25 protein-coding genes are annotated in these 25,470 nt (G+C 72.4%); 11 read left to right on the plus strand and 14 right to left on the minus strand.

Features of this window, described 5'->3' with window-relative positions:
* Positions 1 to 238 (plus strand): hypothetical protein (locus tag ACFYT9_RS37180; protein ID WP_389171136.1); only part of this gene is annotated, 238 nt, incomplete at its 5' end.
* 178 nt (positions 239 to 416) lie between these two features.
* Here ACFYT9_RS37180 and ACFYT9_RS37185 read toward each other — a convergent pair.
* Entirely contained in the window at positions 417 to 1,418 is a 1,002-nt protein-coding gene (locus ACFYT9_RS37185; protein WP_389171138.1) for a DMT family transporter, read from the minus strand.
* 145 nt (positions 1,419 to 1,563) lie between these two features.
* Between ACFYT9_RS37185 and ACFYT9_RS37190 the strand changes: the two genes are divergently transcribed.
* Positions 1,564 to 2,466 carry a LysR family transcriptional regulator gene (locus tag ACFYT9_RS37190; RefSeq protein ID WP_376602591.1) on the plus strand — a complete coding sequence of 301 codons (903 nt, stop codon included), beginning with the start codon at positions 1,564 to 1,566 and terminating at the stop codon, positions 2,464 to 2,466.
* On the opposite strand, the gene ACFYT9_RS37195 is transcribed toward ACFYT9_RS37190, so the two are convergent.
* Together ACFYT9_RS37195 and ACFYT9_RS37200 are read right to left on the minus strand one after the other, a co-directional pair.
* Positions 2,450 to 2,701 carry a hypothetical protein gene (locus ACFYT9_RS37195; protein WP_389171140.1) on the minus strand — a complete coding sequence of 84 codons (252 nt, stop codon included), beginning with the start codon at positions 2,699 to 2,701 and terminating at the stop codon, positions 2,450 to 2,452. The two genes, ACFYT9_RS37190 and ACFYT9_RS37195, sit on opposite strands and share 17 nt — an antisense overlap.
* A 29-nt stretch (positions 2,702 to 2,730) precedes the next feature.
* On the minus strand, positions 2,731 to 5,505 hold the full coding sequence (locus ACFYT9_RS37200; RefSeq protein ID WP_389171142.1) for an FAD-binding and (Fe-S)-binding domain-containing protein: 2,775 nt from the start codon (positions 5,503 to 5,505) through the stop codon (positions 2,731 to 2,733).
* A gap of 51 nt (positions 5,506 to 5,556) precedes the next feature.
* Here ACFYT9_RS37200 and serC point away from each other — a divergent pair, with 51 nt between their 5' ends.
* Entirely contained in the window at positions 5,557 to 6,675 is a 1,119-nt protein-coding gene (gene serC / locus ACFYT9_RS37205) for a phosphoserine transaminase (protein WP_389171144.1), read from the plus strand.
* 100 nt (positions 6,676 to 6,775) lie between these two features.
* Here the strand turns inward: serC and ACFYT9_RS37210 are convergent, their stop codons facing one another.
* On the minus strand, positions 6,776 to 7,600 hold the full coding sequence (locus tag ACFYT9_RS37210) for an ABC transporter permease (RefSeq protein ID WP_389171147.1): 825 nt from the start codon (positions 7,598 to 7,600) through the stop codon (positions 6,776 to 6,778).
* Positions 7,597 to 8,661 carry an ATP-binding cassette domain-containing protein gene (locus ACFYT9_RS37215; RefSeq protein WP_389171150.1) on the minus strand — a complete coding sequence of 355 codons (1,065 nt, stop codon included), beginning with the start codon at positions 8,659 to 8,661 and terminating at the stop codon, positions 7,597 to 7,599. Before ACFYT9_RS37215 ends, ACFYT9_RS37210 begins: the two co-directional genes overlap by 4 nt.
* Positions 8,662 to 8,805: 144 nt before the next feature.
* Here ACFYT9_RS37215 and ACFYT9_RS37220 point away from each other — a divergent pair, with 144 nt between their 5' ends.
* The gene (locus ACFYT9_RS37220; protein ID WP_387278736.1) at positions 8,806 to 9,555 is read left to right on the plus strand and encodes a TetR/AcrR family transcriptional regulator; all 750 of its coding nucleotides are present in this window, start codon (positions 8,806 to 8,808) and stop codon (positions 9,553 to 9,555) included.
* On the opposite strand, the gene ACFYT9_RS37225 is transcribed toward ACFYT9_RS37220, so the two are convergent.
* Positions 9,530 to 10,528 carry a WD40 repeat domain-containing protein gene (locus tag ACFYT9_RS37225; RefSeq protein WP_387278738.1) on the minus strand — a complete coding sequence of 333 codons (999 nt, stop codon included), beginning with the start codon at positions 10,526 to 10,528 and terminating at the stop codon, positions 9,530 to 9,532. The two genes, ACFYT9_RS37220 and ACFYT9_RS37225, sit on opposite strands and share 26 nt — an antisense overlap.
* Before the next feature lie 71 nt (positions 10,529 to 10,599).
* Here ACFYT9_RS37225 and ACFYT9_RS37230 point away from each other — a divergent pair, with 71 nt between their 5' ends.
* Both ACFYT9_RS37230 and ACFYT9_RS37235 read left to right on the plus strand, forming a co-directional pair.
* Positions 10,600 to 11,439 carry an alpha/beta fold hydrolase gene (locus ACFYT9_RS37230; RefSeq protein WP_389171154.1) on the plus strand — a complete coding sequence of 280 codons (840 nt, stop codon included), beginning with the start codon at positions 10,600 to 10,602 and terminating at the stop codon, positions 11,437 to 11,439.
* 96 nt (positions 11,440 to 11,535) lie between these two features.
* On the plus strand, positions 11,536 to 12,234 hold the full coding sequence (locus ACFYT9_RS37235; RefSeq protein WP_389171157.1) for a GDSL-type esterase/lipase family protein: 699 nt from the start codon (positions 11,536 to 11,538) through the stop codon (positions 12,232 to 12,234).
* Between the two features lie 12 nt (positions 12,235 to 12,246).
* On the opposite strand, the gene ACFYT9_RS37240 is transcribed toward ACFYT9_RS37235, so the two are convergent.
* Positions 12,247 to 12,666, minus strand: a complete 420-nt coding sequence (locus ACFYT9_RS37240) for a carboxymuconolactone decarboxylase family protein (RefSeq protein ID WP_387278744.1) — start codon at positions 12,664 to 12,666, stop codon at positions 12,247 to 12,249.
* Positions 12,667 to 12,694: 28 nt separating this feature from the next.
* Here ACFYT9_RS37240 and ACFYT9_RS37245 point away from each other — a divergent pair, with 28 nt between their 5' ends.
* Positions 12,695 to 13,252, plus strand: coding sequence for a MarR family winged helix-turn-helix transcriptional regulator (locus ACFYT9_RS37245; RefSeq protein WP_389171160.1), 558 nt, complete (start codon positions 12,695 to 12,697; stop codon positions 13,250 to 13,252).
* Positions 13,253 to 13,287: 35 nt separating this feature from the next.
* Here ACFYT9_RS37245 and ACFYT9_RS37250 read toward each other — a convergent pair whose 3' ends face one another.
* The 3 genes from ACFYT9_RS37250 to thpR all read right to left on the minus strand — a co-directional run bounded on the left by ACFYT9_RS37250 (position 13,288) and on the right by thpR (position 17,463).
* Positions 13,288 to 15,612 (minus strand): FG-GAP repeat domain-containing protein, encoded by a 2,325-nt coding sequence (locus ACFYT9_RS37250; RefSeq protein WP_389171163.1) that lies wholly within the window; start codon positions 15,610 to 15,612, stop codon positions 13,288 to 13,290.
* Between the two features lie 115 nt (positions 15,613 to 15,727).
* The gene (locus tag ACFYT9_RS37255) at positions 15,728 to 16,717 is read right to left on the minus strand and encodes an aldo/keto reductase (protein ID WP_389171166.1); all 990 of its coding nucleotides are present in this window, start codon (positions 16,715 to 16,717) and stop codon (positions 15,728 to 15,730) included.
* A gap of 152 nt (positions 16,718 to 16,869) precedes the next feature.
* Positions 16,870 to 17,463, minus strand: coding sequence for an RNA 2',3'-cyclic phosphodiesterase (gene thpR / locus ACFYT9_RS37260; RefSeq protein WP_389171169.1), 594 nt, complete (start codon positions 17,461 to 17,463; stop codon positions 16,870 to 16,872).
* Between the two features lie 34 nt (positions 17,464 to 17,497).
* Between thpR and ACFYT9_RS37265 the strand changes: the two genes are divergently transcribed.
* Positions 17,498 to 18,013 (plus strand): GNAT family N-acetyltransferase, encoded by a 516-nt coding sequence (locus tag ACFYT9_RS37265; RefSeq protein ID WP_389171172.1) that lies wholly within the window; start codon positions 17,498 to 17,500, stop codon positions 18,011 to 18,013.
* A gap of 24 nt (positions 18,014 to 18,037) precedes the next feature.
* Here ACFYT9_RS37265 and ACFYT9_RS37270 read toward each other — a convergent pair whose 3' ends face one another.
* The 3 genes from ACFYT9_RS37270 to ACFYT9_RS37280 all read right to left on the minus strand — a co-directional run bounded on the left by ACFYT9_RS37270 (position 18,038) and on the right by ACFYT9_RS37280 (position 20,554).
* On the minus strand, positions 18,038 to 18,541 hold the full coding sequence (locus ACFYT9_RS37270; protein WP_387278756.1) for a lamin tail domain-containing protein: 504 nt from the start codon (positions 18,539 to 18,541) through the stop codon (positions 18,038 to 18,040).
* A gap of 195 nt (positions 18,542 to 18,736) precedes the next feature.
* Positions 18,737 to 20,083 (minus strand): MFS transporter, encoded by a 1,347-nt coding sequence (locus ACFYT9_RS37275; RefSeq protein ID WP_389171175.1) that lies wholly within the window; start codon positions 20,081 to 20,083, stop codon positions 18,737 to 18,739.
* Between the two features lie 27 nt (positions 20,084 to 20,110).
* The gene (locus ACFYT9_RS37280) at positions 20,111 to 20,554 is read right to left on the minus strand and encodes a MarR family winged helix-turn-helix transcriptional regulator (RefSeq protein WP_043226797.1); all 444 of its coding nucleotides are present in this window, start codon (positions 20,552 to 20,554) and stop codon (positions 20,111 to 20,113) included.
* A gap of 210 nt (positions 20,555 to 20,764) precedes the next feature.
* Between ACFYT9_RS37280 and ACFYT9_RS37285 the strand changes: the two genes are divergently transcribed.
* The gene (locus ACFYT9_RS37285) at positions 20,765 to 21,010 is read left to right on the plus strand and encodes a hypothetical protein (RefSeq protein WP_376595788.1); all 246 of its coding nucleotides are present in this window, start codon (positions 20,765 to 20,767) and stop codon (positions 21,008 to 21,010) included.
* On the opposite strand, the gene ACFYT9_RS37290 is transcribed toward ACFYT9_RS37285, so the two are convergent.
* On the minus strand, positions 20,980 to 22,431 hold the full coding sequence (locus ACFYT9_RS37290) for an NCS2 family permease (protein WP_389171179.1): 1,452 nt from the start codon (positions 22,429 to 22,431) through the stop codon (positions 20,980 to 20,982). The two genes, ACFYT9_RS37285 and ACFYT9_RS37290, sit on opposite strands and share 31 nt — an antisense overlap.
* 155 nt (positions 22,432 to 22,586) lie before the next feature.
* On the opposite strand from ACFYT9_RS37290, the gene ACFYT9_RS37295 reads away from it, so the two are divergent.
* Positions 22,587 to 22,862: a DUF2530 domain-containing protein gene (locus ACFYT9_RS37295; RefSeq protein WP_376595786.1), complete on the plus strand. Its 276-nt coding sequence runs from the start codon at positions 22,587 to 22,589 to the stop codon at positions 22,860 to 22,862.
* Positions 22,863 to 23,040: 178 nt separating this feature from the next.
* Entirely contained in the window at positions 23,041 to 25,464 is a 2,424-nt protein-coding gene (locus ACFYT9_RS37300; RefSeq protein WP_389171182.1) for an HAD-IC family P-type ATPase, read from the plus strand.
* Positions 25,465 to 25,470 lie beyond the last annotated feature (6 nt).

Genomic DNA, 25,470 nt, shown 5'->3' on the forward strand with positions numbered 1-25,470 from the left:
GGAGACGACGGCGGTGATCGGGGCGGCGGTGGCGAAGGTCTGCATGATGACTGCTCCTGCGAGGTCGTTGTCGTTTCTTGCTCCGTCGGTGTTTCTGACAAGAGAAAAGCTACGTTGCTTTCCAAGTCTCGACAACCCACTCGTTGCACTGGAGCAGCATCAGTGCAGGTCAGAGCAGATAATTCATTGCAATGAATTCAAGATTGACGCAACGGCATATGCCAGAGCATTGCAATGATGAGAGAGTGAACGCTCCGCGGGGCCGCCGCGGCCCCTGCGTGCGACCCCTGCGGCCCTCGGCACGGGACCCTGCGGCCCTCGGCGCGGGACCCCGGCCCGAAACGCGTCGGCCGGCACCCGGAAAGATCCGGATGCCGGCCGAAGGGCGCGAGCGGGAGCGCGTACGCGAGGCGGGGCTACGCGGCGACCGCCGCCGTCTGCGTCCGCACCGCCCCCATGCTCGCCGCGATGACGAGGGCGATGGCGAGACCGTCCGTCAGGGAGAGCGCCTGGTGCAGGACGAAGAAGCCCGCGGCCGCCGCGATGGCGGGCTCCAGGCTCATCAGGACGGCGAAGGTCGGGGCGGGCAGCCGGCGCAGGGCGAGCAGTTCGAGGGTGTACGGCAGCACCGAGGAGAGCAGGGCGATGCCGAGGCCCAGCGCGATCGTCGTCGGTACGAGCAGGGCGTCGCCCGCCTCCGCGATGCCGAACGGCAGGCTGAGGACCGCGCCGAACGCCATCGCGAGGGCCAGGCCGTCCGCCTGCGGGAAGCGGCGACCGGTGCGGGCGCTGAAGACGATGTACGCCGCCCACATGACGCCCGCCGCGAGCGCGAAGCCCGCGCCGAGCGGGTCGAGGCGGTCGAAGCCGCCGCCACCGAGCAGGGCGACGCCGCCGAGCGCGAGGCCGGCCCAGAGGAGGTTGACGAGCCTGCGGGAGGCGACGACGGAGAGGATCAGCGGGCCGAGCACCTCCAGGGTGACGGCGGCACCGAGCGGGATCCGGTCGACGGACTGGTAGAAGAGGATGTTCATCCCCGCCATGGCGACGCCGAAGGCGACGACCGTCCCCCAGTCGGCGCGGCTGTATCCGCGCACCTTGGGCCGGCAGACCAGCAGCAGCACGAGCGCGGCGAGCACGAGCCGCAGCGTGACGACGCCGAGCGCACCGGCCCGGGGCATCAGCAGCACGGCGATGGCCGAGCCGAACTGCACGGAGAGCCCACCGGCGACGACGAGCGCGACGGGCCCGAAGCGAGCGGAGCGGCCCGCCGCGGGGGGAACGGCCGAGGCGGGGCCCACCGAGGCCGGGCCCCCGGAAGCGGCACCGGCCGGGGCCGTGACCACTCCCGTCACCTCCGGAGCCGTCACCGCCGCCGCGGTCACCGCCGTCGCCGCGCCCGCCGCCTGGCTGTCCACGCCCACCACCACTCCTCCCCGGCCCGCACCGGAACCGGCCGCGCAAGTTCAATCCACTAAACCCTCAGTCCAGAGTAATGCACTTTCCCGCATTTCGAAGACCGAATTCCGTTTCCACGCTACGGAGTCGGGCGCGGCAGCGGAAATGCCGATCGGCCTGCGGTTATGCTCCAGAGACATGACCGTGAGCATCGAGTTGCGCCACCTCCGCTGCTTCCTCGCCATCGCCGAGGAGGAGAACCTCACCCGGGCCGCCGCCCGCCTCCACCTGACGCAGCCCGCCGTGTCCCGCACCCTCGCCGCCCTCGAACGGCACCTCGGCGCACGGCTGGTGGACCGCTCCACCCACCACCTCGCCCTCACCGCCGAGGGCCGTGCCTTCCGCGAACGGGCCGCCGCCGCCCTCGCCGCCTTCGACGCGGCCGTCGACCCCGCCCGGCTGCGCCACCGCCCGCTCCGCCTCGGCCACGCCTGGTCCGCCTTCGGCCCGTACACGACCCCGCTGCTGCGGCGCTGGCAGCGCGAGCACCCGGAGACCCCGCTCGAACTCCTCCGCGTCGACGACCGCACCGCCGGCCTCGCCCGGGGCCAGGTCGACGCGGCGCTGCTGCGCGGCGCCGTCGACGCGCCCGGCCTGGTCACCGCCGAGCTGACCACGGAACCCAGGGTCGCGGCCCTCCCCGCCGACAGCCCGCTCGCGGACCGCCCGGGCGACCTCACCCTCCTCGACCTCGCGGACCAGACGGTCGTCCTCAACACCGTCTCCGGCGCGACCGCCCTCACGCTGTGGCCGCTGCCCGCCCGCCCCACCAGCACGCTCACCGTCGCCAACACCGACGACTGGCTCGCCGCCATCGCCGCCGCGCGGGGCGTCGGCGTCTCCTCCGCGTCGACGGCCGCGCTCCACCCCCACCCCGGCGTCACCTACCGCCCGCTGCCGGACGCCCCGCCCCTCCCCGTCCTCCTCGCCTGGCGCGACGCGTTCCCGCACCCGGCCACCGGGGCCCTGGTCGCGATGGCCCGCGAGATCGTCAGCGGGGCCGGCTAGCGGTGCCGTCCCACTCCTCCCGCAGAATCCCGTACGTCACCGAGTCCCGCCACGCACCGCGGACGAACACGTGCCCCCGGATGCGGCCCTCCTCGACGGACCGGGGCTCGAAACCGAGGTGCTCGGTCACGGCCGGCGACCCGTAGACCCCGTGCACGGCCACCATGTCACCGACGCCCAACTCCCGCAGGGACAAACGGGATCCAGTACCGCGCGCGGAGAACTCCGAGTCCATCCCCCGAACCTACCCGGCACCCGGGCGCCTCAGCCCGCGCGCGGAGCGCCTTCGCTCCCGTCCAGCGCCTCCGCCAGGACCTCCGCGAGGTGGCGGCCCTTCCGGGCCGTCAGGTGGGCGATCTGGGTGCGGCAGGAGAAGCCGTCGGCCAGGAGCTCCGTGGTCGGCGGGGCCTCGCGGAGGGCCGGGAGGAGCTGGTCCTCCGCGCAGGCCAGGGAGACCTCCTCGTGGCCCGGCTCGAAGCCGAAGTTGCCCGCCAGGCCGCAGCAGCCGCCCGCCAGGTCGCCCGTCAGGCCCGCCCGGGCGCGGAGCCGGCGGTCCGCCGCGTCGCCCAGGACGGCGTGCTGGTGGCAGTGGGTCTGGCCCGTCACCTCGCGGTCGACGCGGGGCGGGGTCCAGTCGGGGGCCAGGCGCTCCAGCGCCTCGGCGAAGGTGAGGACCCGGGCCGCGAGACGGGCCGCCCTCGGGTCGTCGGGGAGCAGTTCGGGGAGGTCGGTGCGGAGCGCCGCCGCGCAGGAGGGTTCGAGGACGACCACCGGGCCGGGTCCCTCCCCCGCCTCCCGCTCCATCACGTCCAGCGTCCGCGCCATGACCCGCCGGGCCGCTCCCAGGCGGCCCGTCGACACGTACGTGAGGCCGCAGCACACCCTGCCCGGTGGCAGGGTCACGCCCAGGCCGGCCGCCTCCAGGACCCGGACCGCCGCGCGGCCCGCTTCCGGGGCCAGGTGGTCCGTGAAGGTGTCGGGCCACAGCGTGAGGGCCGGGGCGCGGACCGAGCCTCGGTCGGCGAACCAGTCGGTGAAGGTGCGGGGGGCCACCCGCGGCAGCGGGCGGGTGTCCGTGACGCCGGCGAGGCGGGCCGCGAGGGGGAGCCGGGTCATCGTGTTGAGGCGGCCGCCGAAGAGGTCGAGCCAGCGCGGGAGTCCGCCCATCGTCCAGTGCGCGCGCGGGCGGCGCAGGAGGCCGGTGAGGCCGGCGTAGTGGCGGTCCAGGAACTGGGCCTTGTGCGCGGCCATGTCGACGCCCACCGGGCAGTCGCTGCGGCAGCCCTTGCAGGAGAGGCAGAGGTCGAGCGCCTCGCGGACCTCCTCGGAGCGCCAGCCGTCGGTGACGATCTCGCCGAGCGCCATCTCGTGGAGGAGGCGGGCCCGGCCGCGGGTGGAGTGCTTCTCCTCGCCCGTCGCGCGGAACGACGGGCACATCACCGCGTCGCCCGTGCTCGGGCCCGCGACCCGGCACTTGGCGACGCCCACGCACCGCGCGGCCTCCCTGCCGACCCCCACCAGCGGCAGGCCCTCGAAGCGGAGGCCGGAGTCGAGGGGCTTCGGCCGGACGAGCATCCCCGGGTTGAGGCCGCCGTCCGGGTCCCAGAGGTCCTTCACCGCGCCGAAGAGGGCGACGAGTTCGTCCCCGTACATCCTCGGCAGGAGTTCCGCCCGCGCCTGTCCGTCGCCGTGTTCGCCGGAGAGGGAGCCGCCGTGGGCGACGACGAGGTCGGCCACGGCCTCGGAGAAGCGGCGGAAGTCGCGGACGCCCCTGCCCGTCCACAGGTCGAAGTCGATGCGGACGTGGACGCAGCCGTCGCCGAAGTGGCCGTACGGGGTCCCCCGCAGCCCGTGCCCGGCGAGCAGCGCCCGGAAGTCCCGCAGGTAGGCGCCGAGCCGGGCCGGCGGCACCGCGCAGTCCTCCCACCCCGGCCAGGCGTCCCCGCCGCCGGGCATCCGGGTGGCCGTGCCGGCGGCGTCCTCCCGGATCCGCCACAGCGCCCGCTGCCCGGCCGGGTCGCGGACGACGGCCGCGTCGACCGCGTCGGCCGCCCGCACCAGGGCGCGGGCCGCCGTCTCCCCGTCGACCTCGCAGAAGAGCCACGCCCCGCCCCGGGGCAGTCCGGTCGCCCCGCCGACGAGGTCCGCGGCCATGCCTTCGACGGTGAGCGGTCCGAGCGGGAGGAGTCCGGCCGCGGCGTCGGCGGCCGCGGTCTCGTCGGCGTACCCGAGGACGACGAGCACCGGCGCGGCGGGCAGCGGGACGAGCCGTACGGTCGCCTCCGTGACGACGCCCAGCGTGCCCTCGCTGCCGACGAAGGAGCGGACGACGTCCGTGCCCCGCTCGGGGAGCAGGGCGTCGAGGGCGTAGCCGGAGATGCGGCGGGGCAGGCCGGCGGGGTAGCCGGTGCGGAGGAGGGCGAGGTGGCGGCCGACGAGGTCGAGGAGTCCGGCGGGGGCTCCCCGCCCGTCGCTCCCGAGCGTCAACCGCTCGCCCCGGTAGGTCACCACATCCAGGGAGAGCACGTTGTCGGCGGTCGTGCCCCAGGCGACCGAGTGGGCGCCGCAGGCGTTGTTGCCGATCATGCCGCCGAGGGTGCAGCGGCTGTGGGTGGAGGGGTCGGGGCCGAAGGTGAGGCCGTACGGGCGGACGGCCTCCCGCAGCCGGCCGAGGACGAGGCCGGGCCGGACGACGGCGGTGCGGGCCTCGGGGTCGACGGAGACGATGCCGTCGAGGTGGCGTGTGAGGTCGAGCACGACGCCGGTGCCGGTGGCCTGGCCGCCGATGGAGGTGCCCGCGCCGCGCGGGACGACGGGGACGCCGCGGGCGCGGCAGACCGCCAGGGCGGCGGCGATGTCGTCGGCGTCCCGGGGGGCGACCGTTCCGGCAGGTACGCGGCGGTAGTTGGAGGCGTCCATGGTGACGAGCGCCCGGGCGGCGGCGGTGAAGTCGACCTCCCCGGCGACGGCGGCACGCAGGTCGGCGGCGAGTCCTTCGTCTGTTCCCACCACGCAAGGATGTCTCGCCTTTCGTCTCATCGGGCGGACATCCGGCGACCGGCGCCTTCCCGAACCGATACTCTCCGGCTCGTGGCCGATATCCAGATTCCCGCTGACATCAAGCCCGCAGACGGCCGTTTCGGCGCGGGCCCCTCCAAGGTGCGGACGGAGGCGCTGGACGCCCTGGCCGCCACCGGCACCTCTCTCCTGGGCACCTCCCACCGCCAGGCTCCGGTCAAGAACCTGGTCGGCGAGGTCCGTGCCGGCATCTCCGACCTCTTCTCGCTGCCCGAGGGCTACGAGGTGATCCTGGGCAACGGCGGATCGACCGCCTTCTGGGACGTCGCGACCCACGGTCTGATCGAGAACAAGTCCCAGCACCTCTCCTTCGGCGAGTTCTCCTCCAAGTTCGCGAAGGCCGCGAAGCTGGCCCCGTGGCTGGCCGAGCCGACCGTGATCTCCTCCGACCCGGGCAGCCACCCGGAGCCGGTGGCCGAGGCGGGCGTGGACGTCTACGCCTACACGCACAACGAGACCTCGACCGGTGTCGCCGCCCCGCTGAAGCGGGTCGCGGGCGCCGACGAGGGTGCGCTCGTGCTGGTCGACGCGACCTCGGGCGCGGGCGGTCTGCCGGTGGACATCACCGAGACGGACGTCTACTACTTCGCTCCGCAGAAGTCCTTCGCCGCCGACGGCGGCCTGTGGCTGGCGGCGTTCTCGCCGGCGGCGCTGGAGCGGGCGGCGCGTGTGCACGCGTCCGGGCGCCACGTCCCGGAGTTCTTCTCGCTGCCGACGGCGATCGACAACTCGCTGAAGAACCAGACGTACAACACCCCGGCGCTGTCGACCCTCTTCCTGCTGAACGAGCAGCTGAAGTGGATCAACGGCCAGGGCGGTCTGGACTGGGCCGTGGCCCGGACGAAGGAGTCCTCGGACGCGCTGTACACGTGGGCCGAGGAGTCCAAGTACGCGACGCCGTTCGTGACGGACCCGGCGAAGCGCTCGCAGGTCATCGGCACGATCGACTTCGCGGACGAGATCGACGCGGCGGCGGTGGCGAAGGTGCTGCGCGCGAACGGGATCGTGGACACGGAGCCGTACCGCAAGCTGGGCCGCAACCAGCTGCGGATCGCGATGTTCCCGGCGATCGACCCGGCGGACGTGCGGGCGCTGACGGCCTGCATCGACCACGTGATCGAGAAGCTCTGACCTCAGGGCTCGCCTTCGGGTGTACGGAAGGGCCCGCACCGGTCGTGACCGGTGCGGGCCCTTCCGTGTGTGCGCCCTTCCGCGTCGGCGGCTCTTCGTGTCAGCGGCTGAGGCGCTGGAAGCGGCGGACCGCGAGCGGCAGGAAGATCGCGGTGAGCACCAGCGGCCAGACGACGGCCATGAGCACGGCGTTCTGCTCGACCCAGGTGGCGCCGTCGGCGCCCGGGTTGCCGAAGAGTTCGCGGGTGGCGGCGACCGTGGAGGAGATGGGGTTCCAGGCCGCCACGGGCGCCAGCCAGTCCGGCATGAGCGAGGGCGCCACGTACACGCTGGAGATCATGGTGACGGGGAAGATCACGGCGTAGAGCGCGCCGGCCGACTCGGCGTTGGGGACGACGAGTCCGCACCACACGCCCACCCAGATGAGGCTGAAGCGCAGGAGCAGGAGGAGGCCGAAGCCGAAGAGGGTGCCGGGGACGCCGCCGTCGGAGCTCCAGCCGATGGCGAGGGCGGTGGCGGTGAGGATGGCGAGTTCGGCGGAGGCGACGATCAGGTCGGAGAGACCGCGGCCGGTGGTGACGGCCGAGGGGGCCATCGGCATGGAGCGGAACCGGTCCATGACGCCCTTGGCGGAGTCGTTGACGACGGCGGTGGCGGTGTTCATGAGGCCGAAGGTCATCGTCATGGCGAACATGCCGGGCATGAGGAAGTCCTTGTAGTCCCCGCCGCCGGGGACGCGCATGGCGCTGCCGAAGACGAAGCCGTAGAGCAGGACGGAGATGATGGGGAAGCCGAGCTGCCAGAGGATCGCGACGGGCTGGCTGCGGTAGTTGAGCAGGGTGCGGCGGACGAGGGTGAGGCAGTCGGTGACGGCCCAGTAGGCGCGGCCGCGGGGGGACGTGAGGCCGGGGGTCGCGGTGGTCATGCGGCGACGGCTCCTTCGGTGCTGTGGTCGCTCTGCGCGGTCTGTTCGTCCTGTTCGCCCGCTCCGCTCCGGCCGGCGTCCTGGCTGTCGTGACCGGTCAGGGTCAGGAAGACGTCGTCGAGGCTGGGGCGGCGCAGGCCGATGTCCTCGACGGGGATCCGCTCGTCCTGGAGGGTGCGGGCGACCTCGGTGAGGGCGGCGACGCGGTCGCTGACGGGGGCGTGGACGCGCCGTCCGGCCTCGTCGGCGGTCGGTTCGGCGGCGGACACCCGGGCGAGGATCTTGTGGGCGGCGGGGAGGTCGGCGGGGTCGGCGACGACGACCTCGACGCGGTCGCCGCCGACGCGGTTCTTGAGGCCGTCGGGGGTGTCGTCGGCGATGGCGCGGCCCCGGTCCATGACGGTGATGCGGGCGGCGAGCCGGTCCGCCTCCTCCAGGTACTGGGTGGTGAGGAGGACGGTGGTGCCCTCCGCGACGAGGTCCCGCACGGCGTCCCAGACCTCGCCCCGGCTGCGCGGGTCGAGCCCGGTGGTGGGCTCGTCGAGGAAGAGCACCTCGGGGGCGAGGATCAGGGAGGCCGCCAGGTCGAGGCGGCGGCGCATGCCTCCGCTGTACTGGCCGGCGCCCTTCTCGGCGGCGTCGGCGAGGCCGAAGCGGTCGAGGAGTTCGCCGGCGCGGCTGCGGGCGCGGCGGGGGTCGAGGTGGAAGAGCCGGCCGAAGAGTTCGAGGTTCTGGCGGCCGCTGAGGTTCTCGTCGACGGCGGCGTACTGGCCCGCCAGGCCGATCCGGGCGCGGACGGCGCGGGCGTCGCGGGCCACGTCGAGCCCGGCGACCTCGGCGCGGCCGCCGTCGGCCTTGAGGAGGGTGGCGAGGATGCGGACGGCGGTGGTCTTGCCGGCGCCGTTGGGTCCGAGGAGGCCGTGGACGGTGCCCCGGCGGACGGTGAGGTCGAAGCCGTCGAGCGCGTACGGCTCCGGGGCGGCGGATCCCTTGCGGGAGCCGGCTCCCTTGGCCTTGTACCGCTTGCGCAGGCCCTCGGCGAGGACCGGGTGTTCGTACATGACTGCCTCCACTCGCACGCGCTGGACGGCTCGCCCGGCGGCGCCGGACAGGCCCCGCACCGGCACCTGTCCCGGCACCGGAAAGCGAACTGAGTACACCGTACCCCATTACGGGTACGGTGTACTCAGTTTTAAAGTGAGGGCATGACGGACCAGACGAGCAGCAGCCTCGAACTCCTGTGGGGCACGGGCGAACGCCCCAGCCGGGGCCCCAAGCCGGGCCTCACCCTCGACCGGATCGTCGGGGCGGCGGTCGCGCTCGCGGACGCGGAAGGGCTGGACGCCGTGTCGATGCGGCGGGTCTCCGCCGAGCTCGGCGTGGGCACGATGTCGCTGTACCGGTACGTCCCCGGCAAGAACGAACTGCTCGACCTGATGCTCGACCGGGTGCAGGGCGAGGCCCTGCCGGACGGGCCCGTGGAACCGCCCGCGCACTGGCGCGAGGCCGTCGAGGCACTGGCCCGCGGCCACCTCGCCCTCTACCGGGCGCACCCCTGGCTGCTCAAGGTCAACGAGGCCCGCTCCCTGCTCGGCCCGAACACCCTGCGCGGCTTCGACCTCTGCCTGGCCGGGCTCACCGGCCCGCACGGCATGGGCCTGAGCGACCCCGAGACGGTGTCCGCCATCGTCACCGTGCAGAGCTTCGTCGCCGGCATCGCGCGGATGGAGTTCCAGACCGCGGAGGCGGCGAAGGAGACCGGCGTCAGCGACGAGGAGTTCTGGCGCGCCCAGACGCCGTACCTGGAACGGGCCATGGCCACCGGCGACTACCCGACCGTCGCCGCCCTCGCCGACGACACCTTCACCCGCGAGATCGACCAGTTCGCCTTCGGCCTGGAGCGGATCCTGGACGGCTTCGAGGTGCTGGTCAGCCGCGCCGCAGCAGGCGCTTGACCCCGAGGACGAGGACGGTGCCGCCGGCCAGCACCAGGAACCCCGTGGTCGCACTGCCCCGGGGCTCGCCGTCGGCGGGCGCGGGGCTCGGGGCGGTGGTGCCGGAACCGGGACCGGGGGTGGCCCCGTCCGGTGCTTCGGGGCGGGGGGCGTCCGGGCGGTCCACCCGGACCACGCGGCTCCGCTCGCCCTCGGATCCGAACATGAGGCCCGAGCCGTCGAGGGTGTACGTGACCGATTCCGCCTGCCCCTGGAAGGGGGCGCCCGGCGAGGTGCCGTCGCCCTCGATCCGGCCGTCCCTCCAGTCGTACTCGCGGGCGCTGAAGTAGCCGCGCAGCAGCAGCTTCCCGCCGTCGGGCGAGAAGGCGCCGTCGGTCACCCAGGGGACCTCGCCGACGCGGCGGAAGGTGTTGGTGCCGGAGGCCGAGAGGCGTTCGGGACCGGCGTAGAGGCCGCCGCCCTCCTCGTTCTTGCTGGCGATGTAGACGCGGCCGGTCTTCGGATGGACCATCAGCGCCTCGGCGTTGCGCGGACCGTCGGCGTACTTCACGACGTACTGCTTCGCCCGGACGGTCTGGTCCTTCAGGGTCTTCGGCTCGGGGAAGCGGTAGATCCAGACGTGGTCCCAGGAGCCGTCGAGGTTGTCGCCGATGTCGCCGACGTAGAGGTCGCCGTCCGGGCCGACGGAGATCGCCTCCATGTCGCGGGGGGTGCCGACGCCGGTCAGGGTGAGGGTCGCCACCGTCTTCCCGGTGCGGGAGTCGACGGCGAAGACGCGGGGCTCGTCCTGGTCGTTGTGCGTCCAGTAGATCCCGGGGTGGGCGCGGCTGGCGGCGAGGCCGCTGGACTCGGTGATCCGGGCGTCCTCGATCGTGAAGTCCCGGTCCGGTTCCTGCCCTTCGGCGAAGGCAGGGCCGGCCGGGAGCAGCGCCAGGGCGGCGGCCGCGCCGAGGGCGCACAGAGCAGATCGCATGGGACCAAGCGTGCCACGGCGCCGGGGGAACCCGCTTGACCTGCGCGGAGGCCGCTGCCATGGTCGCGCCCATGCCTTCCTTCCGCGCTCCCGACGGCACCCCGCTCGCGTACCACGCGTCCGGTTCCGGCGCTCCGCTGCTCTGCCTGCCCGGCGGCCCCCTCCAGGACTCCGCCTACCTCGGCGACCTGGGCGGTCTCGCCGCCCACCGGACGCTGATCCGGCTCGACCTGCGGGGCACGGGCGCGTCGGCGGTGCCGGAGGACCCGGCCTCGTACCGCTGCGACCGGCTGGTCGGGGACGTGGAGGCGCTGCGCGCGCACCTCGGGCTCGACACCGTCGACCTCCTCGGGCACTCGGCGGGCGCGAACCTGGCGGCGCTGTACCTGACGCGGCACCCCGAGCGGGTGGCCCGGCTGGTGCTCGTGACACCGGGCGCGGCGGCCGCCGGGATCGACACGGCGCCGGAGGAGCGGCTGGCGGCGGCGCGGCTGCGGGCCGGGCTGCCGTGGTTCGCGGAGGCGTACGCGGCGCTGGAGGACGTGACGGCGGGGCGCGGCACGGCCGAGTCCTTCGGGAAGGTCGCGCCGTTCTTCCACGGCACGTGGGACGCGGCGGCACGCGAGCGGCACGCGGCCTCGGACCGGGAGCGGAACGGGGCGGGGGCCGCGGTGTACGGCGGCGAGGGCGCCTACGACCCGGCGGCGACGCGCGCGGCCTTCGCGGAGTTCGGGCGGCCGGTGCTGGTCGTCGCCGGCGAGGGCGACGCGAACACGCCGCCGCCCACCGCGGAGGCGTACGCGAAGCTCTTCCCGTCCGCCGGCTTCGCGGTCCTCGCGGAGGGCGGGCACTTCCCGTGGCACGACGACGCGGAGTGGTTCGCGGCGACGGTCGCGGGCTTCCTGCGCTGAGGGGCCGGGGCGGCCGGGGGCCCGCGGCGGGGTGGCCGGGCCGGGGTGGCCGGGGTCACGTCGCCGGGGCGCGCGGGCTTCCGGAATGATGCGAGCATGCGTTTTCTGTTCGTCGGCGACAGCATGACCATCGGACGCGCCGGCGACTGGACCTGGCGGTACCGCATGTGGCGGCACCTGGAGCGGGTGCTGCCCGGCGGGTACGAGATCGTCGGACCCCGGGACGGGCTGTACGTCCCCGAGGGCGATCCGGACGACCCGGCGGCGCGCGCCGATCCGCAGGCGTACGCCGATCCCGGTTTCCCCGCCGCCGCCCGGCGGCACCTCGCGGGGTGGGGCGAGGGGTGGCTGCACATGGCGCCGGCGATCGGGGAGACCGTCGCCGCCACCCGCGCCGACGTGCTGCTGGTCTCGCTCGGCCTGATCGACCTCGGCTTCTACACCAACAGCGACCAGACCGAGACGAACGTCCGGGCGTTCCTGACCGCCGCCCGGGCCGCCCGGCCGGGCGTCCGGGCGGTGCTGCTGCCGGTGATCCCCAACATCCGGGCCGGCTACGACGCCGCCTTCGCCGCCGAGTGCGCCCGCTTCAACGAACTCCTGGCGAAGGCGGTCGCCGACCTCGACGCACCGGACTCGCCGCTGCTCCTCGCGACCGTCCCGGAGTCGTACGACCTCAAGGAGGACACGTACGACGGCACCCACCCCGGCCCGACCGGCGAGCACAAACTGGCCGCCGCCTTCGCCGACGCGATGCACCAGGCGTGGGGTCTCGGCGGGCCGTACACCCCCTAGGCCCTAGGTGGGTCAGGCCGCCCGGGTCATCCGGTTGGCGAAGGTGGAGAGGGTGTACGCGCCGATCCCGAGGACGACCTCCAGCGCGTTCTTCCGGGTGTGTCCGGCGGCCTCGAAGGCGGCCAGCTCCGCGTCCGACACCGCACCCGAGGAGGCGAGCACCTGAAGGGTGAACTTCCCTACGGCGTCGAGTCGTTCGGGATCGGGAGCGGGACCGAGCGCGGCGAGCTTCGCCTCGTGCATGTCGACGCAGAGGTGGCACTGGCTGCGGCGGGCGACGGCGAGGATCACGGTCTCGCGGGCGTGCGGGTCGAGGTCCGAGGACTCGAAGGCGGCGGAGAGCGCGAGGAAGCTGTCGAGGACCTGCGGCGCCTGGTCCTTGAGGAGTGCGGCGGCGTCGGCGATGCGGGCGGCGAGCGCGGCGTGCGGCAAGACGGTTCCCCCTTCTAGAATGGACAACATGGTTGACCACGTCGTCGGAGAAAACGTAAACCAGGTTGTCGATCTGAGCAAGGAAGTACCCCTCAACTCCCCCGCCTCCCCCGACTCCCCCGCCTTCGAGCTGCCCCTGCTGCTCCTCGGCGGCTTCCGCACCCTCATCGACCGGCTCCACGCCCGGCTCGCCGACGAGGGCCACCCCGACGTCCGCCCCGCCCACGGCTTCGCCATGCAGGCCATCGGCGCAGGGGGCCCCCGGGGCACCACCGCCAGCGAGATCGGCCGCCGGCTCGGCGTCTCCAAGCAGGCGGCCGGCAAGACCGTCGACCGGCTCCTCGCCCTCGGATACGCGGAACGCGCCGACGATCCCGCCGACGCGCGCCGCAAACTCGTCCGCCTCACCCCGCAGGGCCACGCCGTCCTCGCCCGCTCCGCGGCCGTCTTCGACGAGCTGCGGGCCGAGTGGAGCGCCGCCCTCGGCGCCGACCGCGTCCGCGCCCTGGAGACGGACCTGCGGAACGTCGTCCCCGCGGAGACGGCGTTCCGCCTCGACGCCACCAGCTGGCTCGGCACCCCTTAGGGCCCGCCTGTCGGGCGAACTCTCCTCGAACCGCCTTAGAACGTCTTGTTGTAGACGATCCCCGAGGGGTCCTTGCCGGCACCGATCGACGTCGCCACACGCCCCTTGAACGGGATCTTCCAGTCGCCCGTGCCCGCGTAGAAGTAGGCCTCGCCCGTCTTCGTCCGCGCGTACAGGTCAGCACGGCCGTCCTGGTTGGCGTCATCGATTCCGACGAGATCCACGTACGCGTTCCAACCCCCGCCGATCCGCGTCCTCGGAGCGAACGTGCCGTCACCCTTGCCGAGGTACAGCCACAGCACGCCGTCCTTGTCCCGTGCCACAAGGTCACCGGTCGCAGCGCCCCCGAGGTTCCCGACCGCCGCCACGTCCTGGTAGATCCCCCAGCCGTGACCGATCTTCTTCCGCGCCGCGAACGGAGCCGTCGAGGAACCCGTGCCCTTGAACAGGTACAGGTCACCCGCCTTGTCCACCGCGAGCAGATCCGCCCGGCCGTCGCCCGTCAGCTCACTGCCCGCCGCCAGCAGGGTGTAGCCACCCCAACCACTGCTGATCCGCACCCGCGCGGTGCTGATCCCACCGTGGATGTCCTTGTGCAGCCACAGGACTCCGGACGTGTCGCGAGCGACGATGTCGGGGTACGCCGCGCCTGGGACGTCGCCCGCGACATCGCCCGCCACCTCGACGCGGTCGTACCGGTTCCAGTCGCCCCACCAGAGCGCCTTCTTGCGCCATTCGGCGCGGACGAGCCGTCCGGTGGCGGCGTCCCAGCGCGTGTCGAACGAGTCGACGGTCCCGTCGGCGCGGCGCGCGAGGATCTCCGGCGAGCCGTTGCCGTGGTCGCTGAAGTCGTGTGTCCTCGGGGCGCGCTTCACCTCGACGACCTGCGTGACGGTGACGGCCGGCATCCCGTTCCAGGGCCTGGCCGTCATCTTCAGCTCGTACGTGCCGTTGGGCGCGGCAGCCCGAACCCGGTCGTCACCCCAGATGTCCCCCGCCCAGTCGAAACCGAGCGAGCCGTCGGCGTACACCCCCGTGCCCGTCGTCCGCGGACGGACGATCTGCCGGAAGCCGGTCGTCCTGAGGGGGTCCCAGCCCCCTCCCTGCCTGGTGGCCGAGATGAAGAGGTCGGCCTCGGTCGTGTCGAACCGCCAGCTCAGACGGGTCTTCGTGACACCGTCGAGACGAATCGTGGCCGGCACCGACGTGCTCACGTAGCGCAACGGCGTGGTGGGCGTGGGCGCCGGCCGACCGGACGCGGCGATCAGCTCGGCGGCCGGCCTCCCGTCCGCCCCGACCGCGATCCGGTAGACCCCCGGCCCCCGGTCAGCCGTGGTCCCGACCGCCAGCACCGTCCCGTCCGCCGACGCCTGGATGCTCTCGGCGTAGGCGAGCAGCTCGACCGGCTCCCCACCCGCCGGCCGGACGGCTCCGATCCCGCCGCGGGGACCGGCGGCGCCGTACGACAGGATCCAATCGCCCATCAGGCCGGCATGGGGCGCCGTGAACGCTTCCGCCAGCGGCACACGCGTCACCTCGGCCGAACCGCGCGGAACCGACGCGAACACGCTCTTCGCGTCCGCGCCCGTCCCCGTCCGCTCCACCCAGACGACACGGTCCTCGGAGATCGAGGCACCCGACACGGAGGCGCCCTCGGGCACGGTGAGGACCTGGCTGACGCGCGCGCCCTCGAGATCGACGACCATCACGTCCCGATCGCTCGCGCCGCTTTCGCGACGGATCACGAGGGCCGCGCCCGGCGCGCTGTCGGCGAAGGAGTACGAGTTGCCCGTTCCCTTCGTCGGTTCCGGCACTCCCGCCACCTCACGGACACCCGCGGCCTCGGCGATGATGGAGAGGTCACCGCCGCCTATTCCTGTCATGAACGCGGAACGGTTCGCCACAGCGGGCACCTCGTAGGCGATGAAGCGGCCGATCGTGGAGGGCGCCGCGCCCTCGTCCTCCATGTCGTACACCGTGGCCCCGTCGTGGCTGTACCAATCATGGCCGCTCCCGGTCCACTCCAGGAGCTCCATCACGATGTCGGAGGACGAGCCCCGGATGTCGGCCCCCTGGGCGCCGATCTGCCGTGAGACACCGTCCGCGTAACGCGTCCACCGCGAGACGCCATCCGGGTCCCGCGTAAGGAAGCCCGTCTTCCCCGCGCCCAGCAACTGACCGCCGGACGCCAGGAACGGCACGCTGATCGGCGAGGCGGCCACGGTCGACTCGGCCACCACGGCCGCCGGCCTCTCGGCGCCCGGGGCCGCGTAGGCACCCGAAACGCCCAGCGGTGCGGCAGACAGCGCCGCGACGACCGCCACTGCGACCGACTGGCGACGCGACAAAGCGAAACGCACGGAAATTCCCCCTCTTGCACTGACGAGTTCACGAGGAATGACCACTCGCCTCACCGGATGGTTGTAGCGACCGCACCGAAACGGGCGACGGCCTTGCCCACGAGGCCCTACTCGATCACCAGGCGAAGGCTTCCGGCGACGGCCCGGGGCCGGGGAAGATCTCGTCCAGCTCCGCCAGGAGCTCCTCCGACAGCTCCAGCTCCAGCGCGCGCAGGGCGCCCTCCAGCTGCTCCGGCGTACGGGGGCCGACGATCGGGCCGGTCACGCCGGGACGGGTGAGGAGCCAGGCGAGACCCACCTCGCCCGGCGCGAGACCGTGCTTGTCGAGCAGGTCCTCGTACGCCTGGAACCGTGCCCGGTTCGCCGGGTCGGCGATCGTCTCCGCCGCCCGCCCGCCGGTGCGCCGCCCGCCCTCGGTCTCCTTCTTCAGGACGCCGCCGAGCAGGCCGCCGTGCAGCGGCGACCAGGGGATGACCCCCAGGCCGTACTCCTGCGCGGCCGGGATGACCTCCATCTCGGCACGGCGCTCGAAGAGGTTGTAGAGGCACTGCTCGCTGACCAGGCCGACCATGCCGCGGCGGGCCGCGGTCTCGTTGGCCTGGGCGATCTTGTAGCCGGGGAAGTTGGACGAGCCGGCGTAGAGGATCTTGCCCTGCCGGATCAGTACGTCGACGGCCTGCCACACCTCGTCGAAGGGGGTGGCGCGGTCGACGTGGTGGAACTGGTAGACGTCGATGTAGTCGGTGCCGAGCCGCTTGAGGCTGGCGTCCACGGCGCGGCGGATGTTGAGCGCGGAGATCTTGTCGTGGTTCGGCCACGCCTCCCCGTCGGCGCCCATGTTGCCGTAGACCTTGGTGGCCAGGACGGTCCGGTCGCGGCGACCGTCGCCCTTCGCGAACCAGGAGCCGATGATCTCCTCGGTGCGGCCCTTGTTCTCACCCCACCCATACACATTGGCTGTGTCGAAGAAGTTCAGACCGGCGTCGAGCGCCGAGTCCATGATCGCGTGACTGGTGGCCTCGTCGGTCTGCGGGCCGAAGTTCATCGTGCCGAGGACGAGGCGGCTGACCTTGAGTCCGGTGCGTCCGAGCTGCGTGTACTCCATGGGCCACCAGCCAACTCCTTGGAGTGCGCTCGAAGCAAGGAGTTACCGCGTGCTCACAGTCCCGCCACGGAGGCCAGCGCGATGATCGCGAACATCAGCACGAGTACACCGGCCATGATCCGGTTGCGAGTCTTCGGGTCCACCCCACGAGGTTAACCCGTGCCCTCCGCCCCGCCGCCTCCCCCCTCCAGGGGCCAGGCGTCCACCGTCTCGTACCGGGGCCGCTCGCCCGGCACCCCGGCCACCGGCAGGTTCGAGCGGACCAGGGCCAGCTCGCCGACCCGCCAGCGCGCGCCCTCGAAGCCGCCGAGGGCGTCGAGGAAGGGGGTCAGCGGGACGCCCCCGTCACGGCTCCGGGCGAGGGTGAGGTGGGCCTGGTAGCGGCGGTGCTTCTCCATCGGGATCCCGGTCCTGCGGGCCGCCGCGTCGGCTCGCTCGGCGAGCAGCCGCATCACGTCCAGGTCCCCGGCGGCTCCCGTCCACAGGGACCTGCGGCCGAAGTGACCACCGCCGTGCAGCCTGAGCCCGAACGGCGGGGTGCGGTGGGCGGCCCGGGCCAGCCGGGTCCGGAGCTCGGGCAGCAGCGCGTCGTCGACCTCGCCCATGAAGGCGAGGGTGAAGTGCCACCCAGGGCGGGAGGTCCAGCGCAGCTCCCCGGCCCCCGGCAGGGCGTGCAGCCCGTCGACGACGGCGCCCAGCTCGGCGAGCGCCCCGGCGGGCGGCAGAACGGCGGCGAAAACCCTCATGGGCGCCAGTCTGGCACCGGATAGCCTCGGCCGGATGAACTCCGAATCGATCACGATCAGGCGCGGAGGCCCGGCGGACCTGCCGGCCGTCCTCGCGATACTCGACAGCGCCGTCGTCTGGCTCAACGGCAAGGGGATCACCGCCCAGTGGGGCAGCGAGCCCTTCACCAGCCGCCCGAAGACGGTGGAGCACGTCGGCCGGGTCATGGGCGAGGGCACCCCGTGGATCGCCGAGGTGGACGGCGTCCCCGCCGGGACCCTCACCCTGACCCCCCACCCCGGGGCGAACGTCCCGCCGGCCGGCGAGCCGGAGCGGTACGTGCGCTACCTCGCCACCGACGGGCGGTTCCACGGGCTCGGGGTCGGAGCCGCGCTGCTCGCCCACGCGGCGGAGGAGACCCGCCGCGAGGGCGTCTCGCTGCTCCGCGTGGACTGCTTCGCGGGCAGCGAGGGGCGGCTCGTGGCGTACTACGAGCGGCAGGGGTTCACCCGCACCGATCCGTTCACGGTCGAGGCGTGGCCGGGACAGGTCCTGGAGATGCGGGTGTGACGGCCCCTGCGGCTCGCGGGCGGCTCAGTGGAAGGTGATGTAGCCGTTGCCGTCGCGGTCGTTCGCGCGCTTGGTGTAGCTGTGCGTGTCCGCGGCGGCACCACCCGGCTTGATCAGCTTGATGGTGTCCTTGTCGTTGTTCCAGATGAAGTTGCAGTTGTTGCGGTAGGCGACGTTGCCGCCGTCGGACTCCGTGCCCCTGCCGCCGCGCAGCTTCACGTGGTCGCCGGGCTCCAGGTAGTGGTTGGCGCGGAAGGTGTAGCTGTTGCCGACCGCGTCCTTGACGACGTACCCCTTGAGGTTCACCCGGCCGGAGCGGGCGAAGTTCTTGATCGTCACGTACTCGGCCTTGGTGTTGCCGCTGGTGCAGCTGTTGCTGTCGCGGCCCGGGGCGTCGTACTGGACGCCGGCGATCTTCAGGGCCGAGGAGTACTCGGCGGCCTGGGCCGGGGTGGCGACGAGGGCGCCGGTCAGCGCGCCGGCGGCGAGGGCCGCGGCTATGACGGGACGGATGGAGCGGGTGCGCAAAGGGAACCCCCCTGGTGGTGCCTGTGATTGACGGCTCAACATACACAGGATCACCACAACTCCGTGACACGACGTTCGTTTTCGGACGCGCGACGGTCCCGCGACCGCGCCGGAGGACGGGCGGGCCCGGACATGCCGGAGGGCGGGCGGGAGTCGTCGGCTCCCGCCCGCCCTCGAAGGCGGAACGCTTCCCCGTCAGGCCGCCGTGGCCAGCCGCTCCGGTACGACGCGGGGGACGAACCGGAGGCTCGGGTGCCCGTGGCGCCAGCCCATCGCGAGCTTCAGGTTGCCGATCCTGGCCAGGACGAGGCCGATGACGGCCGCCGCGGCGAGCGAGACGAGCCCGCCGGTCGCGAAGCCGACGCGGGCCCCGTACGTGTCGGTGACCCAGCCGAGCAGCGGTGCGCCGATCGGCGTGCCGCCGGCGAAGACCATCATGTAGAGGCTCATCACGCGCCCCCGCATGACCGGGTCGGTCGCCATCTGGACGGCCGAGTTGGCGGTGATGTTCACCGTGAGGCCGATCATGCCGATCGGCACGAGCAGCAGCGCGAACAGCCAGAACGACGGCGAGAGGGCCGCCGCGATCTCCAGGACGCCGAAGACGCCCGCGGCGATCACCAGCATCCGCAGCCGGGTCGAGCCCCGGCGGGCCGCGAGCAGGGCCCCCGCGAGGGAGCCGGCCGCCATCAGCGTGTTGAGGAAGCCGTAGGTGCCGGCGCCGACGTGGAAGACCTCCTCGGAGAAGGCGGTCAGCCAGATCGGGAAGTTGAACCCGAAGGTGCCGATGAAGCCGACCAGGGCGATCGGCCAGATCAGGTCCGGCCGCCCCGCCACGTACCGCAGGCCCTCCCGGAGCTGGCCCTTGCCGCGCGGGGCGCGCTCCACCTTGTGGAGCTCGCTCGTGCGCATCAGCCAGAGCGCGGTCAGCGGGGCGAGGAAGGAGAGGCCGTTGATGAGGAAGGCCCAGCCGCTGCCGACCCCGGCGATCAGCACGCCGGCGACGGCGGGGCCGACGAGCCGGGCGGACTGGAAGTTGGCCGAGTTCAGCGAGACGGCGTTGCGGAGCCGGTCGGGGCCGACCAGCTCGGAGACGAAGGACTGCCGGGCCGGGTTGTCGACGACCGTCACCATGCCGAGGAGGAAGGCGATCAGGTAGACGTGCCAGACCTGTACGTGCCCGGAGAGGGTGAGCGCGGCGAGCGCGAGTCCGCACAGGCCGAGCGCGGCCTGGCTGACGAGGAGCAGGTTCCGTTTCGGGTAGCGGTCGGCGATCACTCCGCCGTACAGGCCGAAGAGGAGCATCGGCAGGAACTGGAGGGCCGTCGTGATGCCGACGGCCGCGGCCGAGCCGGTGAGGCTCAGGACCAGCCAGTCCTGGGTGATCCGGGCCATCCACGTACCGGTGTTGGAGACGATGGCTCCGGTGAAGAACAGCCGGTAGTTCCGGATCGAGAGCGAGGAGAAGGTTTCCCCCCGTCCACGGGTCTTGAGGGTGGGTTTATGGACGGGTGCGGAGTCTGCTCCGGGTCCCGTGCTCACAGGTGCGTCGCCTCCTTGGCGCTCGGTTCACAGATGGGCGAGCTTCTCCAGGACGGGAGCGGCCGCGCGCAGTACGGCCCACTCGTCCTCGTCCAGACCCTCGGCGAGGGAGGCCAGCCAGGCGTTCCGCTTGCGGCGGGCGTCCTCGAGCATGGCCTCGGCCCGCTCGGTCTGGCTGACCACCTTCTGCCGGCGGTCGTCGGGATGCGGCTCCAGCCGGACCAGTCCCTTGGCTTCGAGCAGGGCGACGATGCGGGTCATCGACGGCGGCTGGACGTGCTCCTTGCGGGCCAGCTCACCGGGGGTGGCGGAGCCGCAGAGGGCCAGGGTGCCGAGCACCGACATCTCGGTCGGGCTCAGCGATTCGTCGACGCGCTGGTGCTTGAGGCGCCGGCTCAGCCGCATGACGGACGAGCGGATCGCGTTCACGGCCGCGGCGTCGTCGGCGGTGCCGTGGGACAGGTCAGGCATGTAGTTAGCCTAACTCATTACTCTCTCTAAAGACCAACTGGTTTCCCGTGTGTCGCACGGATCACGCCACTCCGGGACGTGGACCCACGCCCCTCAGGTCACGGAACGGCACCGCCAGGTCACGGGTCGGCATCCATGTATCACCCAAATGAGTGAGTCGGATCCGGAAAGTGACGCAAAGAGGCCCGGCCGACCCCGACCCTGAACGGCATGGGATCGACAGTGCTCAGCCTGCGCATCGACAGTGAGCTGCTCGACCGGCTCAAGGGTCACGCCGCCAAAAGAGGAATGAGCGTCCAGGACTATGTCGTCCGGACGCTCGTTCGGGAGGACTTCGACGAGCGGTTCACCACCGCCGTCGAGGAGACGGAGAAGTTCTACGGGGCGGAGCCGGAGCCTCCCGGCACCGGCGCCGCCCCGCTCGATCAGGTCAGGCCCAGCGCCGGCATCGCGTAGTAGAAGACGAAGATCGCCGACACGGCGTACATGGCCACCGGGACCTCGCGGCCGCGGCCGGCCGCCAGACGCAGCACGCTGAAGCTGATGAAGCCGATGCCGATGCCGTTCGTGATCGAGTACGTGAACGGCATCATCAGCATGGCCAGGAAGGCCGGCACCGCGATGGTGTAGTCGCTCCAGTCGATGTCCTTGATCGACCCGGCCAGGATCAGGAAGCCCACCGCGAGCAGCGCGGGGGTCGCCGCCTGCGACGGCACCATGGTCGCGAGCGGCGTGAGGAAGAGCGCCACCGAGAACAGACCGCCGGTGACGACCGAGGCGAGGCCGGTCCGGGCGCCCTCGCCGACGCCCGCCGTGGACTCCACGAAGCAGGTGGTGGCCGACGAGGAGGTCGCGCCGCCGGAGGCGACGGCGAGGCCGTCGACGAGCAGGACCTTGTTGATGCCCGGGAAGTTGCCGTCCTTGTCGATCAGCTTGGCCTCGTCGCCGACGCCGAGGATCGTGCCCATGGCGTCGAAGAAGCAGGACAGCAGGACGGTGAAGACGAACAGGACGCCGGTCAGGTATCCGACCTTCGCGAAGCCGCCGAAGAGGCTGACCTCGCCGACGAGGCCGAAGTCGGGGGTGGCGACCGGGTTGCCCGGCCACTCCGGGGTCGTCAGGCCCCAGGACGGGACGGTCGCGATCGCGTTGATCACCATGGCGACGATGGTCATGACGACGATCGAGATGAGGATCGCGCCCGGCACCTTGCGGATGATCAGGGCGAGGGTGAGCAGGGTGCCCAGGACGAAGACGAGGACCGGCCAGCCGTTGAGGTGCCCGTCGGAGCCGAGCTGGAGCGGGACGGTGGTGTGGGCGGCGTCGGGGATGCGGGAGACGAAGCCCGAGTCGACGAGGCCGATCAGCATGATGAAGAGGCCGATGCCGATCGCGATGCCCTTGCGCAGGCCGACCGGGACGGCGTTCATGACCCGCTCGCGCAGGCCGGTCGCGACCAGCAGCATGACGACGATGCCGACGAGGACGACCATGCCCATGGCGTCGGGCCAGGACATCCTCGGCGCGAGCTGGAGGGCGACGACCGTGTTCACGCCGAGGCCGGCGGCGAGCGCGATCGGCACGTTGCCGATGACGCCCATGAGGAGGGTCGAGAAGGCCGCCGTCAGGACGGTGGCGGTGACGAGTTGGCCGCCGTCGAGCTGGTGCCCGTACATGTCCTTGGCGCTGCCGAGGATGATCGGGTTCAGCACGATGATGTAGGCCATCGCGAAGAAGGTGGCGAAACCGCCGCGGACCTCGCGGGCGACGGTGGAGCCGCGCTCGGAGATCCGGAAGTAGCGGTCGAGGGCCGAACCGGTTGCCTGAGGCTCCTTCGGCTCGGGGGCAGGGGCCTTGGCGGTGGCCGTGGTGCTCATGGAGTGGGTTCCTCTTCGGGAAAGTCCTGAAGTCCTTTTTGGCGGTTCATACGAAGGAAACCCGCCATAGGCAAACCGTTTCAGTATGAACACATGAACGAGGGCGAGTCCATCTCCGCGCGTAGATACGAAAACCGGCCGCCTAGACTGGGCCCATGGCGAAGTGGACACCGAAGCACGAGGCACCGGAGCCCCTGGAGGGGCCCGTCGTCGGCACGATCACCGGCGGAACGATCCTCTGGTTCGCCCTCTTCCTCGTCCAGCTCCCCTTCTACGGCTGGTTCGACGACCGGGACCTCACCTGGTGGGTGTGGACCTGCCTGGCCGGCGGCGGCCTCGGCCTGATCGGCATCTGGTACGTGCGCAAGCGCGACGCGGCGATCAAGCGGCACCTCGCGGCACGGGAGACGGACGGCGCACCCGCGGCGTGACCCCGCCCGCCGCACCCGCCACGTCACCCTGACCCGGCCACGCGCCGCCGCACCCGCCGCGTCACCCTGACCCGGGCACCCGCCGCGTAGCACCACAGGACGATTCCGCTCCTCCCGCGGTCGGATCTTGCCGCTTCTCGGCAGGTGAACGGTCGATTCCGGTCGTACCGTCGGAACCATGACTCAGCGGGCGAAGATCGACACGGGCGGCGGCGGCAACCGGGACACCCCGGCGGAGGCCGCCGAACCCCCCGTCGTCCACCGGCCCGCCGGACTCACCGCCGCCGAGGTCGCCGAACGCGTCGCCCGCGGCGAGGTCAACGACGTCCCCGTCCGCAGCTCCCGCTCCACCACCGACATCGTCCGGGCCAACGTCTTCACCCGCTTCAACGCGATCATCGGCGTCCTCTGGATCATCATGCTGATCGTCGCCCCGATCCAGGACAGCCTCTTCGGCTTCGTGATCGTCGCCAACACCGGCATCGGCATCATCCAGGAACTCCGCGCCAAGAAGACCCTCGACGGACTCGCCGTCATCGGCGAGGCGAAACCCACGGTCCGCCGCGACGGGCGCGCCGCAGGGATCTCCACCTCCGAGATCGTCCTCGGCGACCTCATCGAGCTCGGCCCCGGCGACAAGGTCGTCGTCGACGGCGTCGTCGCCGAGGCCGACAGCATGGAGATCGACGAGTCGCTGCTCACCGGCGAGGCCGACCCCGTCGTGAAGCGCCCCGGCGACCCCGTGATGTCCGGCTCCTTCGTCGTCGCCGGCGGCGGCGCCTTCACCGCCACCAAGGTCGGCCGGGAGGCGTACGCGGCGCAGCTCGCCGAGGAGGCGTCCCGCTTCACGCTCGTCCACTCCGAGCTGCGCTCCGGCATCTCCACGATCCTCAAGTACGTGACGTGGATGATGGTCCCGACCGCGATCGGCCTGATCATCAGCCAGCTCGTCGTCAAGGACAACGACCTCAAGAACTCCATCGCCCGGACCGTCGGCGGCATCGTCCCGATGATCCCCGAGGGTCTTGTCCTGCTCACCTCGGTCGCCTTCGCGATCGGCGTCATCCGCCTCGGCCGGAAACAGTGCCTCGTGCAGGAGCTGCCCGCGATCGAGGGCCTGGCCCGGGTCGACGTCGTCTGCCTCGACAAGACCGGCACCCTCACCGAGGGCGGCATGGACGTCACCGAGGTCCGCCTCCTGAACGGCTCGGACGAGGGGTACGTACGCAAGGTGCTCGGCGCCCTGGGCGAGTCCGACCCGCGCCCCAACGCGTCCCTCCAGGCCATCATCGCCGCCTACCCCGACGCCGAGGAGTGGCGCTGCACCGAGTCCCTGCCCTTCTCCTCCGCCCGCAAGTACAGCGGCGCCGCGTTCAGCGAGGGCGACGGCGAGGACTCCAGCTGGCTGCTCGGCGCCCCCGACGTCCTCCTCCCCGCGGGCGACCCGACCCTCGCCGAGATCGACCACCTCAACGAGCAGGGCCTGCGGGTGCTGCTGCTCGCCCGCACCGTCCGCGAACTCGACTCCCCCGACGTGGCGAAGGACGCCCGGCCCACCGCGCTGGTCGTCCTCGAACAGCGGCTGCGGCCCGACGCCGCCGACACCCTCGCCTACTTCGCCGACCAGAACGTCGCCGCCAAGGTCATCTCCGGCGACAACGCCGTCTCCGTCGGCGCGGTCGCCGGCAAGCTCGGCCTGCCCGGCGCCGCGAACACCGTCGACGCCCGGACGCTGCCCTCCGACAAGGAGGAGATGGCGAAGGTCCTCGACGAGAACTCGGTGTTCGGCCGGGTCACCCCGCAGCAGAAGCGGGACATGGTCGCCGCGCTCCAGTCCCGCGGGCACACCGTCGCCATGACCGGCGACGGCGTCAACGACGTCCTCGCCCTCAAGGACGCCGACATCGGCGTCTCCATGGGCTCGGGATCGGAGGCGACCCGGGCCGTCGCCCAGATCGTCCTCCTCAACAACTCCTTCGCGACCCTGCCGTCGGTGGTCGCCGAGGGCCGCCGGGTCATCGGCAACATCACCCGGGTGGCGACCCTCTTCCTCACGAAGACGGTCTACTCGGTCCTGCTGGCGATCCTCGTGGTGGTCTCCCAGATCGAGTACCCCTTCCTCCCGAGGCACCTGACCCTGCTCTCCACCCTGACGATCGGCGTCCCGGCCTTCTTCCTCGCGCTCGCCCCCAACAAGGAACGCGCCAAGCCGCACTTCGTCCGGCGGGTCATGCGGTACGCGATCCCCGGCGGCGTCGTCGCCGCGGCGGCCACCTTCACCACGTACCTCCTCGCCCGCCACCACTACACCGGCGCGGACGCCCTCGGCGCCGAGACCAGCGCCGCGACCCTCACCCTCTTCCTCGTCTCCATGTGGGTCCTCGCGATCATCGCCCGCCCCTACACCCTGTGGCGCCTCGCCCTGGTCGCCACCATGGGCGGCGCCTTCCTCCTGGTCCTCGTCGTCCCCTGGCTCCAGGACTTCTTCGCCCTCAAGCTCGTCGGCACCACGATGCCGTGGGCGGCCGTCGCCGTCGCGGCGGCGGGCGCGGCGGTCCTGGAGGTCAGCTGGCGCTGGGTGGACCGCCGCTTCCCGGCGTGACGCCCG

The sequence above is a fragment of the Streptomyces sp. NPDC004435 genome (assembly GCF_042873895.1).
In the GTDB taxonomy this organism is placed as follows: Bacteria; Actinomycetota; Actinomycetes; order Streptomycetales; family Streptomycetaceae; genus Streptomyces.